Below are 14,837 nucleotides of genomic sequence, written 5' to 3' on the forward strand. Positions count from 1 at the left end.
GAAAATAAAAAAGTAATAGTGAAGATAAAATGACTCTTTGCCTCGTTATGCTTATTAACTCGTAAAAAGTATGAGATTAATAACATGATTAAAATCAGATGACGCCCCCTCTCCCTCTGGGAGAGGGCTGGGGTGAGGGTGCTTTCCCAGATAAAAAATTTTGAAATAAAACAATAGATTTGAATATAACCAAATTTTTAAAAAGCTAAACATACCAACGCTTTAAACAAAGAAAACCCGCTCTAAAGCGGGTTTTCTTTTAAATTTAAATCAGCTTAACCAATCAATTTCTTCATCAATTCATTGACTTGAGCAGGGTTGGCTTTGCCACGAGAGGCCTTCATTACTTGACCAACTAGACCGTTGAATGCTTTCTCTTTACCAGATTTATACTCTTCAACCATCTTCTCATTGGCAGCAAGTACTTCTTTGATAATGGCTTCAATGGCACCTGTATCAGTTTCTTGTTTCAAGCCTTTTTCAGCAATGATGTCATCTGCAGTTTTGCCTTCTTCCCACATAAAGCCAAACACTTGCTTAGCAATCTTACCGCTAATGGTATTGTCAACAATACGTGCGATCATCCCGCCAAGTTGTTCTGCTGAAACAGGAGAGTCTTGAAGTTCAAGGCTGGCTTTATTTAAAGCACCAGAGAACTCACCCATCACCCAGTTTGCAGCAACTTTACCTTGAGCCGCGCCGCCAGAAGCAGTAACAACTGCTTCATAGAAGTCAGCCAATTCACGCGATAGAGTCAGTACATGTGCATCATATTCAGTCACAGTAAAGTCCGCGATAAAACGAGCACGACGCGCTTTAGGTAACTCAGGAAGTGCAGCACGTGCAGCTTCAATTTGCTCATTTGCAATGATCACTGGAAGCAAGTCAGGGTCAGGGAAGTAACGGTAATCGTTGGCCTCTTCCTTAGAACGCATTGAACGTGTTTCCATTTTGTTCGGATCGAACAAACGGGTTTCTTGATCAATACGACCGCCATCTTCCAAGATGTCCATTTGACGTTGAATTTCAACATTGATAGCTTGTTCGATAAAACGGAATGAGTTGAGGTTTTTTAACTCACAACGGGTACCAAATGGTTGCCCCGGGCGACGTAACGATACGTTACAGTCAGCACGGAATGAACCTTCAGCCATGTTACCGTCAGAAATCCCTAACCAACGCACCAAAGTGTGAATCGATTTGATATAAGCAACAGCTTCTTCAACTGAACGCATATCAGGTTCAGACACGATTTCCAGTAAAGGTGTGCCAGCACGGTTTAAGTCGATGCCAGACATGCCTTCGAATTGATCGTGAATCGATTTACCTGCATCTTCTTCCAAATGCGCACGAGTTACGCCTATACGCTTCACTGTGCCATCTTCAAGCTGGATATCGATATGACCTAGCCCAACGATAGGATTGTCCATCTGGCTGATCTGGTAGCCTTTTGGCGAGTCTGGGTAAAAGTAGTTCTTACGCGCAAATACAGAGGCTTGGTCGATATAGGCATCAATCCCCAAACCAAAACGAATTGCAAGATCAACCACTTCTTGGTTTAGCACAGGAAGTACACCCGGCATTGCCAAGTCGACAAGGCTGGCTTGAGTATTCGGGTCTTGACCAAATTCAGTTGATGAACCTGAAAAGATTTTAGACTGAGTTGCAAGCTGTGTGTGAATCTCAATACCAATAACGACTTCCCAACCGTCAATCAGCTTTGACACGGATGGTGCTAACTTTTGAGCTTCAGTCATTATGCATTCTCCTCAGCAATTGCCGCACGTTTAGTATGCCAATCTGTATTTTGTTGATATTGATGCACAATTGAAAGTAATTGTGATTCTGACCAATAGTTACCAATTAACTGTAAACCTACTGGGAGATTATTCGTATCAAAACCAACAGGTGCGTTAATGGCTGGTAAGCCGGCCAAGTTCACCGCAAGTGTATAGATATCGCCTAAATACATTTCGGTTGGACTCAAGTTCGCACCGATTTTGTATGCTGTTGTTGGTGCAGATGGTGCTGCAATCACATCGACATTTTCAAAAGCTTTTAAGAAATCCTGTTGGATTAAACGACGAACTTTTTGTGCTTTCACGTAGTAAGCATCGTAATAACCAGCAGAAAGCGCATAAGTACCAATCAAGATACGACGTTGTACTTCTGCACCAAACGCTTCTGAGCGAGAGCGTTTATAGAGATCTAAAATATCAGTCGGGTTTTCACAACGGTAGCCATAGCGAACACCGTCATAACGTGACAAGTTAGAAGACGCTTCCGCAGGCGCGATCAAATAATAAGTTGGTACATAGGCTTCAGTCATGTTGAGGTCAATCTCAACCAATGTCGCGCCCATGTCTTGCAATTTTTTCAAAGATTCTTCAACACGTGCTTTAACTTCCGCATCGAGACCTTGAACATTGAAGTATTGTTTTGGAATACCAATACGTAAACCTTTCACTGCTGTTGCATTTAAGTTTGCAACATAGTCATCCACTTCTTTGTTGATTGAGGTTGAATCTTTGAGATCATGTCCAGCAATGGTGTTCATCAAAAAAGCACAGTCTTCAGCAGAACGTGCCATTGGGCCACCTTGATCCAGTGATGACGCAAATGCAATCATCCCGAAACGAGAGACACGGCCATAGGTCGGTTTAAGACCGGTTAAGCCACAGAAAGAAGCAGGCTGGCGAATTGAACCACCTGTGTCGGTACCTGTTGCAAGCGGTGCAAGATCAGCCGCAACAACAGCCGCAGAACCACCAGAAGAGCCACCTGGAACATGTTCTAAGTTCCATGGGTTTTTAGTCGCGCCGTAGAATGAACTTTCAGAGGTTGAACCCATTGCGAATTCATCCATGTTCACTTTACCTAAAGTCACTAGGCCAGCTGCTTTGGCTTTCGCCACCACAGTTGCATCATAAGGTGAAATGAAGTTGTCCAGCATTTTTGAACCCGCAGTGGTTTTAATCCCTTGGGTACAGAAAATATCTTTATGCGCCAGTGGAACACCAGTCAATACGCCAGCAGTTCCAGATTTTAGTAAGTTGTCAGCAGCATCAGCTTGAGCCAATGCTTGTTCGGGAGTGACCGTTACATACGATTTGACACGATCATCAATTTTCGCAATACGGTCCAAATAATGCTGAGTCAATTCACGAGATGAAAATTGGGCAGATTTTAAGCCTTCTGTCATTTCACGAATCGATAAACGGTGTAAATCAGTCATGAGTACAATTCTTTACGATTAATTTTTTAAAATAAGTTCATTTGATCAAATATTATTCAATCACTCTCGGAACGAGGTACAAACCATCCTGAGTTGCAGGAGCAATGGCTTGATATTCTTCACGATGGTTCGCTTCAGTCACGACATCTGGACGAAGTGGTTGCGGATTATCAAATGGGCTCTTAAGTGGCTCAACACCATCGGTATTGATCGCTTTTAAGGTCTCCATCATCCCTAAGATTTTATTTAAACTTTGAGCATATTCAGCAGATTGCGTATCATTCAGCGACAATCGAGCAAGATTGGCGATTTGCGATACAGTTTGTGCATTTAATTCTGCAGAATGCTGAACATCTGAACTTGACATGATGTCTCACCTAATCAGTTTTAAAAAAATTCAAAATATCGTGCGTTATAATAAGCGATTGACTTGTTCAAATCATCACATTTAGTTAAAGTTGCCATCTTGCGTCCATATAAAGTTTAAACTGAGAACGACCCGTGATTCTAAAACGACTAATTGGCTTGTTTTCGCCAGATCTAGCCATTGATTTAGGTACTGCAAATACACTTATTTATGCACCAGGAAGGGGCATTATATTAAACGAACCGACAGTTGTGGCGATTCGTCACAGTGGTTCGCAGAAAATTGTTGCAGCTGTGGGTTTAGATGCTAAGCAAATGCTTGGTCGTACCCCAGCCAATATTTCTGCAATCCGTCCGATGAAAGATGGTGTTATTGCAGATTTCGAAGTTACTGAAACCATGTTAAATCAATTTATTGGTAAAGTGCATGAAAAACGTTTATTTCCACCTGCACCTCGTGTAGTGGTATGCGTACCATGTAAATCAACATTGGTAGAACGCCGTGCGATTCGTGAAGCTGTGTTTAACGCAGGTGCACGTGATGTACGTTTGATTGAAGAGCCTATGGCTGCTGCGATTGGGGCGGGTATGCCTGTTGAGCAAGCGTGTGGTTCTATGGTTGTAGATGTGGGTGGTGGTACAACTGAAATTGCCATCATTTCCTTACAAGGTTGTGTGTACGCAGATTCTTTACGTATTGGCGGTGATGTTTTTGATGAACAAATTATTAACTATGTACGTAAAGCACATGGTTGTGTAATTGGTGAAACAACGGCTGAAACTATCAAAAAAGAAGTGGGCATGGCTGTTGCTGATGGCACAACTTTAGAAATTGAAGTTCGTGGTCGTAACCTTGCTGAAGGTGTACCGCGTGCTATTACGGTAACTTCAGATGAAATTACCCAAGCGATTTCTGATCCATTACAAAGTATTGTTTCTGCTGTGAAATCGGCACTTGAGCAAACTCCACCTGAGTTATCTTCTGATATCGCAGAGCGTGGTATTGTGTTGACAGGTGGTGGTGCATTACTACGTAACCTAGATAAGTTGCTTGCTCAAGAAACAGGTTTACCTGTTGTTGTAGCAGAAGATCCTTTAACTTGTGTAACGCGTGGTGGCGGTAAAGTCTTAGAATTCTTTGACAATCCAAACCATGATATGCTTTTTGTAGGCTAAACTATACTCGATTAAGTTTAAGGATGAGGCGGTGCAACCGAATCTCTTTTCAAGACAACCGCCATCTTTTCGCTCGTTCATCATTGCGGTCATCACTTGTTTGGTAGTGCTGTTTTTTAACTGGCGCATGCCACAAGTGATTCAACCTGCAAGAGATGTCTTGTATGCGGCATATAATCCAATTTATGCCTTAGCAAGCTATCCTGTATTGTCGAAAGAATGGCTAAATCAACAAACTAAATCTGAGGCTCAGTTACGTCGTGAAAATACCGCGATGCAAGCTGAATTGCTTCAGGCTCAAGTACGTCTGCAAAAACTCTCTGAACTTTCTGCTGAAAATACCCGTTTACGTGGTTTGCTCGATACGCCATTGATTATCGATGGACGTATGGAAATTGCAGAAGTGATTGGAACCGATGCTGACCCATTGCGTCATATCATTATCATTAACCGTGGTGAAGCCAATCATTTAAAAGTTGGGCAAACCGTTTTAGATGATAAAGGAATCATGGGGCAAATCATCAACGTCTATCCACATAGTAGCCGTGTCATGTTGCTTTCCGATAAAGAACATTCTTTATCTGTACGTTTAGAAAGCTCAGGTATGCGCGCCATCGTGACGGGTACTGGTGATTTAGGACATTTGAAAATGGAATATGTTCCAACAAGTGCCAATATCAAAGTGGGTGATAAAGTTTATAGTTCAGGTTTGGGGCAACATTTCCCAGCAGGCTATTTGGTCGGTTCTGTATCTAAAGTCATGCGTCATAACACGGGTGAGTTTGCGCAAATTGATGTGGTTCCAGCTGCACAATTAGCAGGTGGTCATCATGTTGTGGTACTTTTCTCTGATTCTTTAGCGATGGAGCAGCCAAATGTTGATCGCTAAGAAATTACCTTCTGAAAAGCAACGTAAAGATCCATTATGGATTATTGTTGTCTCAATTATTATTGGTTCAATTTTAGTGGTTTATCCGATGTCCTATGCATTAGCAGGATGGCGGCCACTGTATATGTTTTTAATCATGCTATTTTGGGTGCTGTGTCAGCCTACATGGTGTGGAATTTGGTTTGCATTTACCATGGGGCTATTTACTGACTTATTGTTAGATGCACCTTTGGGGATGAATGCATTGAGCTATGTGCTGATTGCATTTTTAACTCGCTATTTTATTCGAGAAAGACGTGTACTGACATTTAGTAATCTTTGGATTATTAGTATGTTTGCAATTCTCGCGCATTTGGTCTTTACCTTTATGGCGCAAGTGATGGCAGGTACGCATTTTTCGATTACCCGTCATTGGCAAACATTGGTTTCGAGTATTTTTTGCTGGCCAGTTCTTTATTATTTATTAAGAAGATGGCGCATTTAATTCTGGCCTCAGGCTCGCCAAGGCGTAAAGAGCTGCTTTTACAAGTGGGCTTGGATTTTAGCATCCACAGCCCAGATATTGATGAATCTGTCTTGGAACACGAACAGATTGAGCAGTATGTCCAACGTTTGGCTGAAAGCAAAGCCAAAGTGGTATTGGCGTTGCATCCGCAAAGCACTGTTATTGCAGCAGATACAAGCTTGGTTTTTGCCAATCAAATTATTGGGAAACCAACATCTAAGCAGCATGCTTTTGAAATATGGACATTATTGTCAGGTCAAAAACATGAAGTGTTGACAGGTGTTTGCGTTGCAAATGCACATCAATTATTGAGTGTCGTGGTTCGTACGGAAGTTGAGTTCCAACAATTCAGTCTGAATGATATGGAAGAATATTGGGCTACAGGCGAACCTTTGGGGAAAGCTGGCGCATATGCAATTCAAGGTATTGCGGCAAAGTATGTGACAGGTATAAATGGTAGTTATAGCAATGTGGTTGGGCTACCGTTGCATGAAACGATACAGTTACTTGATCGTATAGATCAGCGCAGTTGAGGCACTAAATTAACTGCTGAAAAGAATTTTTATAATGTTTTGAGTTTAGTTATGTCTGACGAGTTATTGATTAACGTCACACCTATGGAATGTCGTGTGGCGCTAATTCAAAATGGTACGGTCAACGAACTGTTTGTTGAACGAACTGTTAAACGCGGGTTAGTCGGGAATATTTATAAAGGAAAAGTTGTCCGTGTACTTCCAGGGATGCAAGCAGCCTTTGTCGATATCGGGTTATCTCGTACTGCATTCTTACACATCAATGATATGATTTGGCCGCGTAATCAACCTACGCCAAATGTCTTTGAGTTATTACAACCCGGTCAAATTCTGACGGTTCAAGTGATGAAAGATATGTTGGGCACTAAAGGTGCGCGGCTGAGTACCGATCTTTCTATCCCATCTCGTTATCTTGTCTTGATGCCATATGGCAGTCATATTGGTGTATCGCAACGGATTGAGTCTGAAGAAGAACGTGACCGTTTACGCTCGATGATTGAAAGAATTCAAAGCGAGCATAAGTTGCCGGGTTCAGTGATTGTACGTACAGCCGCTGAAGGAATTGAAGAGGCTTCAATTGCTCAAGATATGGCATATTTAGCCAAGCTTTGGGAATTTATTCAGAAAAAACAAAAAATTATTGCAGTACCTTCGCTGATTTTTGAAGAACTTCCTTTACCACAACGTGTTATTCGCGATTTAGCCAATGATGATACGGCAACAATTTATGTCGATTCACGGGAAATACATGCCAAGTTGCAAGAGTTCGTTTGTGAATTTGTACCGAGTATGGAAAGCCGCTTGCAGCACTATCCTGGTGAGCGTCCACTTTTTGATTTGTACAATGTTGAAGAAGATATTCAAAAAGCATTACAAACCCGTGTAGCTTTGAAGTCAGGTGGTTATCTGATGATAGATCAGACTGAAGCGATGACCACAATTGATGTCAATACAGGTTCGTATGTCGGTGGCCGTACGCTAGAAGACACTGTGTTTAAAACCAATATGGAAGCGACACAGGTGATTGCGCGCCAATTACGCTTACGTAATTTGGGTGGCATTATTATTATTGACTTCATTGATATGCAGGAAGCTGTACATCGTGAAGAGGTCATGAACCAGTTTGATAAAATGCTGGAACGTGACCATGCAAAAACCAAGATTACCCAAGTCTCTGAACTTGGCTTAGTTGAAATGACACGTAAACGTACCCGTGAATCATTAGAGCATTTGTTGTGTGAATCATGTCCGACCTGTCAAGGGCGCGGATTTGTGAAAACAGCAGAGACAGTGTGTTACGAAATTTTTCGAGAAATCTTAAGATATACCCGTGCTTATGAGTCTAAGAGTGGCTTTACTGTTATCGGTCATCCATCGGTGATTGATCGCCTATTAACTGCGGAAGCCCCAGCTGTCGCGGATTTAGAGCATTTTATTAATCGCGTGATTAAATTCCAAGTCGAAAATTTATACACGCAAGAGCAATACGATATCATTTTGAGTTGAAATTGTAACAGGATGTCGTTAAACAGTTGTTACATCTGAAATTTTACTTTTTGAACTGATTTCACAATACTAGATTACAAAGGTAGCCAAAGACTTTCTCCCTTTCACAGTCTTAGCAAGTGAGGTCATAAAATGAGTGTAAGTGAACAATTAATCAGTCGTAGTATCAAGCATGTGTTGGAAAGCCAGCCTAAAAATACATGTGTTATGTTAGATGACAATGGTCAAGAAGTGAAAATCACCAAAGACATGGTGGTTAATGTCTGTCATCAACTGTTAAACAAGTGTCGTAATGTTAAAGATTAAGGGGCATATATTAGCCCCTTAATTTTTGAATCAATTTAAGTTTTTATCTCTCAATCAACACTAAAATCAAATCAATTATAAAATCCTATACTAACTTTCGTGCTGCAACAGATTCCTTCGCTACATCTTGAGTATCCGTTTTTGCCTTGGCTTGAGCGTTTGGCTTTTTGTCGGCAAGTTCTACTGCATTTTTCTCTGCAATAATTTGCTCAAACTTTTGGATTTCATTTTCCAAATGCGTGAGAAGATTCTGCAATTTAGGCAGAGATTTACGGCAACCCGTTAAACCGACTTCTAATTTATCTAAATAACTGGTCATGGTGATATTTAGTGCCTGACCATCCAAAACAATAGAAACAGGGTAGAGGGCATCTAATTTAGCGCCATTCCAATACAAAGGTTCACGTGGTCCAGGTACATTGGAAATGATTACGTTAAACGCCTGACGTTTTGGCATAAGTCCTGATGCAATATTCACGCCTGCTGCACCAAAAACGAAAGCACTATAATTTAAGATTTGATCAGAGCTCATACGTTTAAAACGATTTTTTGCATTCTGTACACTGCGTTTAATAATGTCTAAACGCTCTAAAGGACTTTCTTTGTGTGTACCTAAATTTGCCAAAATCATGGTGATACGGTTACTCATATCTGAGTCATCATCACGTAATGAGGCTGGAACCATCGCAATCAGCGGTTTTTTCGGTAAAGCTTCTTGTGTGATTAAATAATCACGTAACGCACCTGCACAAACAGCAAGCACCACATCATTAATCGTAACACCAAGGGCTTTGGAAATATCTCTAAAACGATCAAGTTCAAAAGACTGGGCAGCGAAACGACGTGATGAACTTACTCGTTGGTTAAATAAACTACTCGGTGCTTGAAAGCTTGAAACATAATCGGGGTTTTTCCCCATTTCTTTAAATACAGTTTGGAACAGCTCTTGAGTGACCTTAGGTGCTGCTTCAACTTGTCCCTTTAAAGCAGAGAATATTTTTTTAGCTTTATCCAGTTTGGTTTCTTTTAAACGTTTTGCCCGTTTACCTTCGACACACCAAGGCGGAATAATGGTTTTGGAGTCAGCATCTTTTGAAAATGATTTTTCTACAAGACGCATACCTGCCACACCATCAATCATGGCATGATGGATTTTAAAATACATGGCAAAGCGATTGCCTTCGATCCCTTCAATAATATGACAGGTCCAAAGCGGCTTTGCTCGGTCAATCAACGAACTGTGTTCTTGTGAAATATAAACCAATAATTCACGGATACGTCCCGGATGAGGTAATGCGATATGACGGAAATGATGGTCGATATCAAATTCTTCATCTTCATCCCAAAACATGCCGCTTAAGCGGTTGTTAAACGGTGGGACAGGAATAGATTTTGAATTACGAATATCTGCAACAAGATCTTGAATGAAGGTAGAAGGCGCATGTTCTGGTATTTCAAATAAGAATAACCCACCAACATGCATGGGTTGTTGACGTTTTTCTAAATTTAAAAAAATAAAATCAATAGGGTGTAATGGGCGCATAGTCTTGGATTGCCTCACTGCAATTTCTACAACAACTCATTTATGAGCTGGTGAATTGTTAGAATTATAGAACCGTGTAACTTGGGTCTGTTGATCATTCGTCCATGTTTACAACGATGTGATGTTAGAAAACATCAGGTACATCGTTACATTTTGTGTTGCCAACAATGCAGCGCTTTGTTGGCATTCTGGGTATAGCTAAAATTTCTCAGTTTGAGTGATGAAACCTGAAAATAGTCTCACTATTTTTTCATGCCTTTGCCTACTCAACTCTAGCCTATAACACAAGCTATAGATGAAATATCAACAAACCTTAGTATAAAACTTTTCTAAGCGTAAAATCCAAGCATTTCGATGAACGTTAAGTTAATAAAAATTCATGAGTTTTAATGAGTTTTCCTGATATTACTTTTTTAAATTGCCTGCGTGTAAGCCACATTCTTTATGTGTTGCTTCTTCCCACCACCAGCGACCTTCGCGTTCATGTTGATTTGGCAATACTGGACGGGTACATGGTTCGCAGCCAATTGAGATAAAGCCTTTTTCATGTAATGGATTATAAGGAATCTCCATCATACGAATATAGTTCCATACATCCGCACTTGACCAATTGGCCAATGGGTTATATTTAATCAGTTGTTTGCCTTCACCAGAAAAACCGCTATCCGCTTGAATGACTGGAATTTCCGTACGTGTACCTGGGCTTTGATCTTTGCGTTGCCCAGTAATCCAACCATCTAAAGTGGCTAATTTTTTACGTAGTGGCTGAACTTTTCGGATACCACAGCATTCTTTATGATCATCTTGATAGAAGCTAAATAAACCTTTTTCGTTGACCAACTGTTGAACGGCATCGGCTTCTGGAAAGCAAATCTCAATTTTAATCCCATAGTGCTTACGTACGGTTTCAAGAAATTGGTAGGTTTCAGGGTGTAAACGACCTGTATCTAAACTAAAAACACGAAATGGCTTACCTAAATTGTGTGCCATATCGATAAGAACAACATCTTCTGCGCCAGAAAATGAAATTGCAATTTCACCTTGCTGAGAAAGCGCAAGTTCTAAAATTTCAGAAGGTGATTTGTCGGCATACTCAGTCGCAAGTGCGTCCACAAGATCTATGGTTGGAATGGCGGTCATATCTGCTCCTGGCAGTTAGCTTGAAGCTACAATTTTCGTAAACATGTTCAAAAGATATTTGAATTTAAGCATTTTGGCAAAAATTAGCTCAATTCAACTTATGTGAATTGCTGCTTTTGACGATCCAGATATTTTAAAGTAAATGAAATATGCTACTTAGCAGATTAATTAAAATACTTATGAATAAAACAGATTTGTAAATATTGACAAGCCTTATGCATAACCAAATGAAATGGGTTTGCTGTAAAAACTTTCAGCATTCTTTTTAAACTTTAGTGCTATGATAAGCCCAAAATTTTTAACTGACATTTGGGAGAACCCATGGAAATCGTATGTCTTGATCTTGAGGGTGTATTGGTACCAGAAATCTGGATCAATTTTGCTAAAAAAACAGGAATCAAAGAATTAGAAGCAACAACTCGTGATATTCCTGACTACGATGTGTTGATGACTCAACGTTTAAATATTCTTAAACAGCATGGTTTAGGCTTAAATGACATTCAAGCTGTGATTGCAGACATGGGGCCATTTCCGGGTGCAAAAGAGTTTGTAGAATGGTTACGTACCCATTTTCAGTTGATTATTCTTTCAGATACATTTTATGAGTTTGCACATCCGTTGATGCAACAGTTAGGTTGGCCAACCATTTTCTGTCATAAATTAGAAACTGATGAAAATGGTATGATCACTGCGTATAAATTGCGCCAACCTGATCAAAAACGTGAAGCTGTAAAAGCTTTACATGGTTTAAATTACCGTGTAATCGCAGCAGGCGATTCGTATAACGATACAACCATGTTGGGTGAAGCTGATCATGGTTTCTTATTTGATGCGCCTGAAAATGTGATTCGTGAATTTCCACAGTTCCCGCCAATTCATGGTTATGACGCGCTTAAAGAAGCAATTCGTAAAGCATCTATTCGTGATATTCCAGCTTAATCTAAGATTTAAATCCAAAGGCGCTCAATGCGCCTTTTGTTTTGCTTTGATTTTTAACACACTTTAGTGGATATTCTGTTTATTTTTAAACGCAAAAACAAACGCCAAGCTGGCCAACAAGATAATCATACAAATATAGACATCTGCAGTAAAAATTAAGCCCACTTTATTGACAAAGTATCCAGCAATAATCGCAGGTATACTAAAGGCCAAATAACTTTCAACAAAAAATGCGGCCATTAAACCTGCACGTTGTTCAGGTAAAGCTAAGGGCATAACAGCACGAATAGCACCCATAAAACCTGTACCAAAGCCAATCCCAGTCACCACAGCACCAATAAACAATAAGATTGGTTGCACCAGATGAATGCCAAGCAAAATAACACTTGAGCCCGAGACAATCGTAATTGCAGCAGTGATTAAAATTTTAAATGTGTGTGCATTGCGCAGGGTTAAAATTCCAAGTGCGCCTGAAACTGATAGGGTAATAAACATCATGCCATTCAGCCATGCCGATTGCACATGGAAAGCTTGAGCCAGCAATGAAGGCATTAACGAGAGGAAGAACCCACTGACCATCCATAACGAGATATTAATTGGACTTACGATCAAGAGTGCTTTTCGGGTTTGTACTGGAACAGTCAGTTGCGGTTTTAATGATGCCAAAGCACCCACACGTTTAGTTGCGGTTTCAGGGCTAAAAATTGCGATAAATGTGGCAGATACAAACAGAAAAATGAGTATTTCAAAAATAAGTGTTAATGGAACAGTCGAAAACTCTAAAACAATGCAGGTCATTAGCATACCCGCAGCCATACCAAGCATTGGAGAAATACTATTAATTAAAGAACCCTGTGTTTTACTCAGATCAAGCAAAGCTGCTCCAAACGTAGATGCGGCTAAAGCCGTGGCAATACCTTGCAAACCTCGTGCGATAAACAGCATTTCGATATTGGATGCAAACAAGAAAAAGCCCATGGACATAATTTCTAAAATCAAAGCCACAAAAATAACCGGCTTACGTCCAATATAATCAGACAATGATCCTGCCACCAATAAGGTTAATAGCAATGCAAACGCATAGGTGGCAAAGATAAGCGTTAATAAAACAGGAGAAAAATGGAAGTGTTGTTGATACAAGCGATATAACGGTGTTGGTGCGCTTGAGGCTGCCAAAAAGGCCATTAGGGTAAAAGTATGTGTGTACAGTGCAGCATTATGGCTTAATTTATAGGAAGTCACTTGACGATTAAAATTAGAGTTGCGCATAATCAACATGTACATAAAAGCTATTAATTAGCTTTTATACCGTATTTTGGATTAAACACAAAGGTTTAGCTAAGATGATTTTTGATTAAAGCTGTTCTTCAATCATTAACCCATTGATAGATTTTCATTTATAGATTTGTAGTGATTTGCTGATGACGAAAGTGATTACAGGTTTGCGTCCCGGTGGACGCAGTGCACGAATACAAGCCGCAGTTCATAATGCGGTGCAAACATTACAGCAGAATGTAGCTGTGGCAGATTTGACGATTCCGATGATTGCTGAATATGCAGGAGTCACCCCCTCTACGATCTATCGACGGTGGGGAGATTTATCTCAACTGCTTGCAGATGTTGCCTTTAATATTTTACATCCAGACAGTGTACCTGCGGATCTTGGTAGTTTTAAGCAAGACTTATATGCATGGATGGAGCAATATTTTGAGGAATATGCCTCACCCGTTGGGCGTACAATCTTAAGCGATATTGTGGCGGAAAATGATTCGCCAACCTCTGGTAAGTGTTATGACTTTTTGATTCAACAGTTAGACATTATTCAGCAACGTGCCCAGCAAAGAAATGAAACAAGCATCGATAATCAACTGATTATTGAAATTGTGATTGCACCCATGTTGCATCGGATTCTATTTACCGAACAAGAATCGAGTTTGGACTATATTCACCATTTATTAGCACGTTTGTTTAATTTTGCGGATGTCTTTAAAAACACGACATCCGATTTTGGGTAGTAAACAGGTGCAATCATTTCGGCTTTGAGAAAAACTTAAAGCGCGCCTCGAATCAATGGATAGACATTATCGAGTAGAATTTTCTGTGCCGTTGCACTGGGGTGGATTAAGTCTTTTTGCATCAAACTTTTATTGCCTGCAATTCCATTCATAAAAAACGGATGCATTTTAACTTTGTATTGTTGGCTTAGGGTTTGATAATTTTTCTCAAAAGCTTGGCTATAAGCTGCACCATAATTCGGTGGAATTTTCATTCCCAATAAAATGACCGTGGCTTGGCTTTTCTGACTTTGTTGAATTAATTGCGCAAGATTTTTCTGAATCATTTGTGGCGGTTGTCCACGTAAACCATCATTGCCACCCAACTCAATCACCACGATATCAGGTTTATGGCTTTGTAATAGTTTTGGAAAACGCGCCAACGCACCACTGGTGGTTTCACCACTTACACTGGCATTGACCACATTATGTTGTTTGGGAAATTGTTGGTTTAAGCGTTGCTGTAGCAAGAAAACCCAGCCTTGTTGTGGGTTAATACCATAACCCGCACTTAAGCTATCACCTAAAATCATGATCGTTTTTGCAAAACTACTAACGGGCAACAGACAGATTATGCTAAAAAATAAACAATGAATTAGGTTTTTCATCATTTTCAAATTTAACAATTTTTTGATTTGCATATAA

General features: G+C 40.2%; 15 protein-coding genes. 8 read left to right on the plus strand and 7 right to left on the minus strand.

Annotation, left to right across the window (positions count from 1 at the left end; all coding sequences use genetic code 11):
* Positions 1-275 precede the first annotated feature (275 nt).
* Genes gatB through gatC form a run of 3 tightly spaced genes read right to left on the minus strand, consistent with a single transcriptional unit; the run spans position 276 to position 3,602 of the window.
* The gene (gatB, locus tag CQZ96_RS19255) at positions 276-1,757 is read right to left on the minus strand and encodes an Asp-tRNA(Asn)/Glu-tRNA(Gln) amidotransferase subunit GatB (protein WP_105713562.1); all 1,482 of its coding nucleotides are present in this window, start codon (positions 1,755-1,757) and stop codon (positions 276-278) included.
* Entirely contained in the window at positions 1,757-3,235 is a 1,479-nt protein-coding gene (gene gatA, locus CQZ96_RS19260; RefSeq protein WP_004717425.1) for an Asp-tRNA(Asn)/Glu-tRNA(Gln) amidotransferase subunit GatA, read from the minus strand. The genes gatB and gatA overlap by 1 nt, the downstream gene beginning before the upstream one ends.
* Before the next feature lie 52 nt (positions 3,236-3,287).
* Positions 3,288-3,602: an Asp-tRNA(Asn)/Glu-tRNA(Gln) amidotransferase subunit GatC gene (gene gatC, locus CQZ96_RS19265; RefSeq protein ID WP_004717422.1), complete on the minus strand. Its 315-nt coding sequence runs from the start codon at positions 3,600-3,602 to the stop codon at positions 3,288-3,290.
* Positions 3,603-3,736: 134 nt separating this feature from the next.
* Here gatC and CQZ96_RS19270 point away from each other — a divergent pair, with 134 nt between their 5' ends.
* The 6 genes from CQZ96_RS19270 to CQZ96_RS19295 all read left to right on the plus strand — a co-directional run bounded on the left by CQZ96_RS19270 (position 3,737) and on the right by CQZ96_RS19295 (position 8,516).
* A complete protein-coding gene (locus tag CQZ96_RS19270; RefSeq protein WP_004717418.1) occupies positions 3,737-4,777 on the plus strand; it encodes a rod shape-determining protein in 1,041 nt (346 codons plus the stop codon).
* A gap of 31 nt (positions 4,778-4,808) precedes the next feature.
* On the plus strand, positions 4,809-5,666 hold the full coding sequence (mreC, locus tag CQZ96_RS19275; RefSeq protein WP_004717416.1) for a rod shape-determining protein MreC: 858 nt from the start codon (positions 4,809-4,811) through the stop codon (positions 5,664-5,666).
* Positions 5,653-6,150, plus strand: coding sequence for a rod shape-determining protein MreD (mreD, locus tag CQZ96_RS19280; RefSeq protein ID WP_004717415.1), 498 nt, complete (start codon positions 5,653-5,655; stop codon positions 6,148-6,150). Before mreC ends, mreD begins: the two co-directional genes overlap by 14 nt.
* A complete protein-coding gene (locus CQZ96_RS19285; RefSeq protein ID WP_096734838.1) occupies positions 6,138-6,704 on the plus strand; it encodes a Maf family nucleotide pyrophosphatase in 567 nt (188 codons plus the stop codon). The genes mreD and CQZ96_RS19285 overlap by 13 nt, the downstream gene beginning before the upstream one ends.
* A gap of 51 nt (positions 6,705-6,755) precedes the next feature.
* Positions 6,756-8,210 carry a ribonuclease G gene (gene rng, locus CQZ96_RS19290; RefSeq protein ID WP_004717413.1) on the plus strand — a complete coding sequence of 485 codons (1,455 nt, stop codon included), beginning with the start codon at positions 6,756-6,758 and terminating at the stop codon, positions 8,208-8,210.
* 132 nt (positions 8,211-8,342) lie between these two features.
* Complete coding sequence (locus CQZ96_RS19295; protein WP_004717412.1) at positions 8,343-8,516, plus strand: PA1571 family protein; 174 nt, start codon at positions 8,343-8,345, stop codon at positions 8,514-8,516.
* An 85-nt stretch (positions 8,517-8,601) separates the two neighbouring features.
* On the opposite strand, the gene CQZ96_RS19300 is transcribed toward CQZ96_RS19295, so the two are convergent.
* Positions 8,602-10,059: a WS/DGAT/MGAT family O-acyltransferase gene (locus tag CQZ96_RS19300; protein WP_105713563.1), complete on the minus strand. Its 1,458-nt coding sequence runs from the start codon at positions 10,057-10,059 to the stop codon at positions 8,602-8,604.
* A 405-nt stretch (positions 10,060-10,464) separates the two neighbouring features.
* A complete protein-coding gene (locus CQZ96_RS19305) occupies positions 10,465-11,199 on the minus strand; it encodes a phosphoadenylyl-sulfate reductase (protein ID WP_004717410.1) in 735 nt (244 codons plus the stop codon).
* Between the two features lie 321 nt (positions 11,200-11,520).
* Between CQZ96_RS19305 and thrH the strand changes: the two genes are divergently transcribed.
* A complete protein-coding gene (thrH, locus tag CQZ96_RS19310; RefSeq protein ID WP_004717409.1) occupies positions 11,521-12,138 on the plus strand; it encodes a bifunctional phosphoserine phosphatase/homoserine phosphotransferase ThrH in 618 nt (205 codons plus the stop codon).
* 63 nt (positions 12,139-12,201) lie between these two features.
* Here the strand turns inward: thrH and CQZ96_RS19315 are convergent, their stop codons facing one another.
* Positions 12,202-13,407, minus strand: a complete 1,206-nt coding sequence (locus CQZ96_RS19315) for an MFS transporter (RefSeq protein ID WP_178283389.1) — start codon at positions 13,405-13,407, stop codon at positions 12,202-12,204.
* A gap of 152 nt (positions 13,408-13,559) precedes the next feature.
* Here CQZ96_RS19315 and CQZ96_RS19320 point away from each other — a divergent pair, with 152 nt between their 5' ends.
* Positions 13,560-14,153, plus strand: a complete 594-nt coding sequence (locus CQZ96_RS19320) for a TetR/AcrR family transcriptional regulator (protein ID WP_105713565.1) — start codon at positions 13,560-13,562, stop codon at positions 14,151-14,153.
* 35 nt (positions 14,154-14,188) lie between these two features.
* On the opposite strand, the gene CQZ96_RS19325 is transcribed toward CQZ96_RS19320, so the two are convergent.
* Positions 14,189-14,803 (minus strand): arylesterase, encoded by a 615-nt coding sequence (locus CQZ96_RS19325; protein ID WP_105713677.1) that lies wholly within the window; start codon positions 14,801-14,803, stop codon positions 14,189-14,191.
* Positions 14,804-14,837 lie beyond the last annotated feature (34 nt).

This window comes from Acinetobacter sp. MYb10 (assembly GCF_002980175.2).
Taxonomy (GTDB): Bacteria; Pseudomonadota; Gammaproteobacteria; order Pseudomonadales; family Moraxellaceae; genus Acinetobacter; species Acinetobacter guillouiae.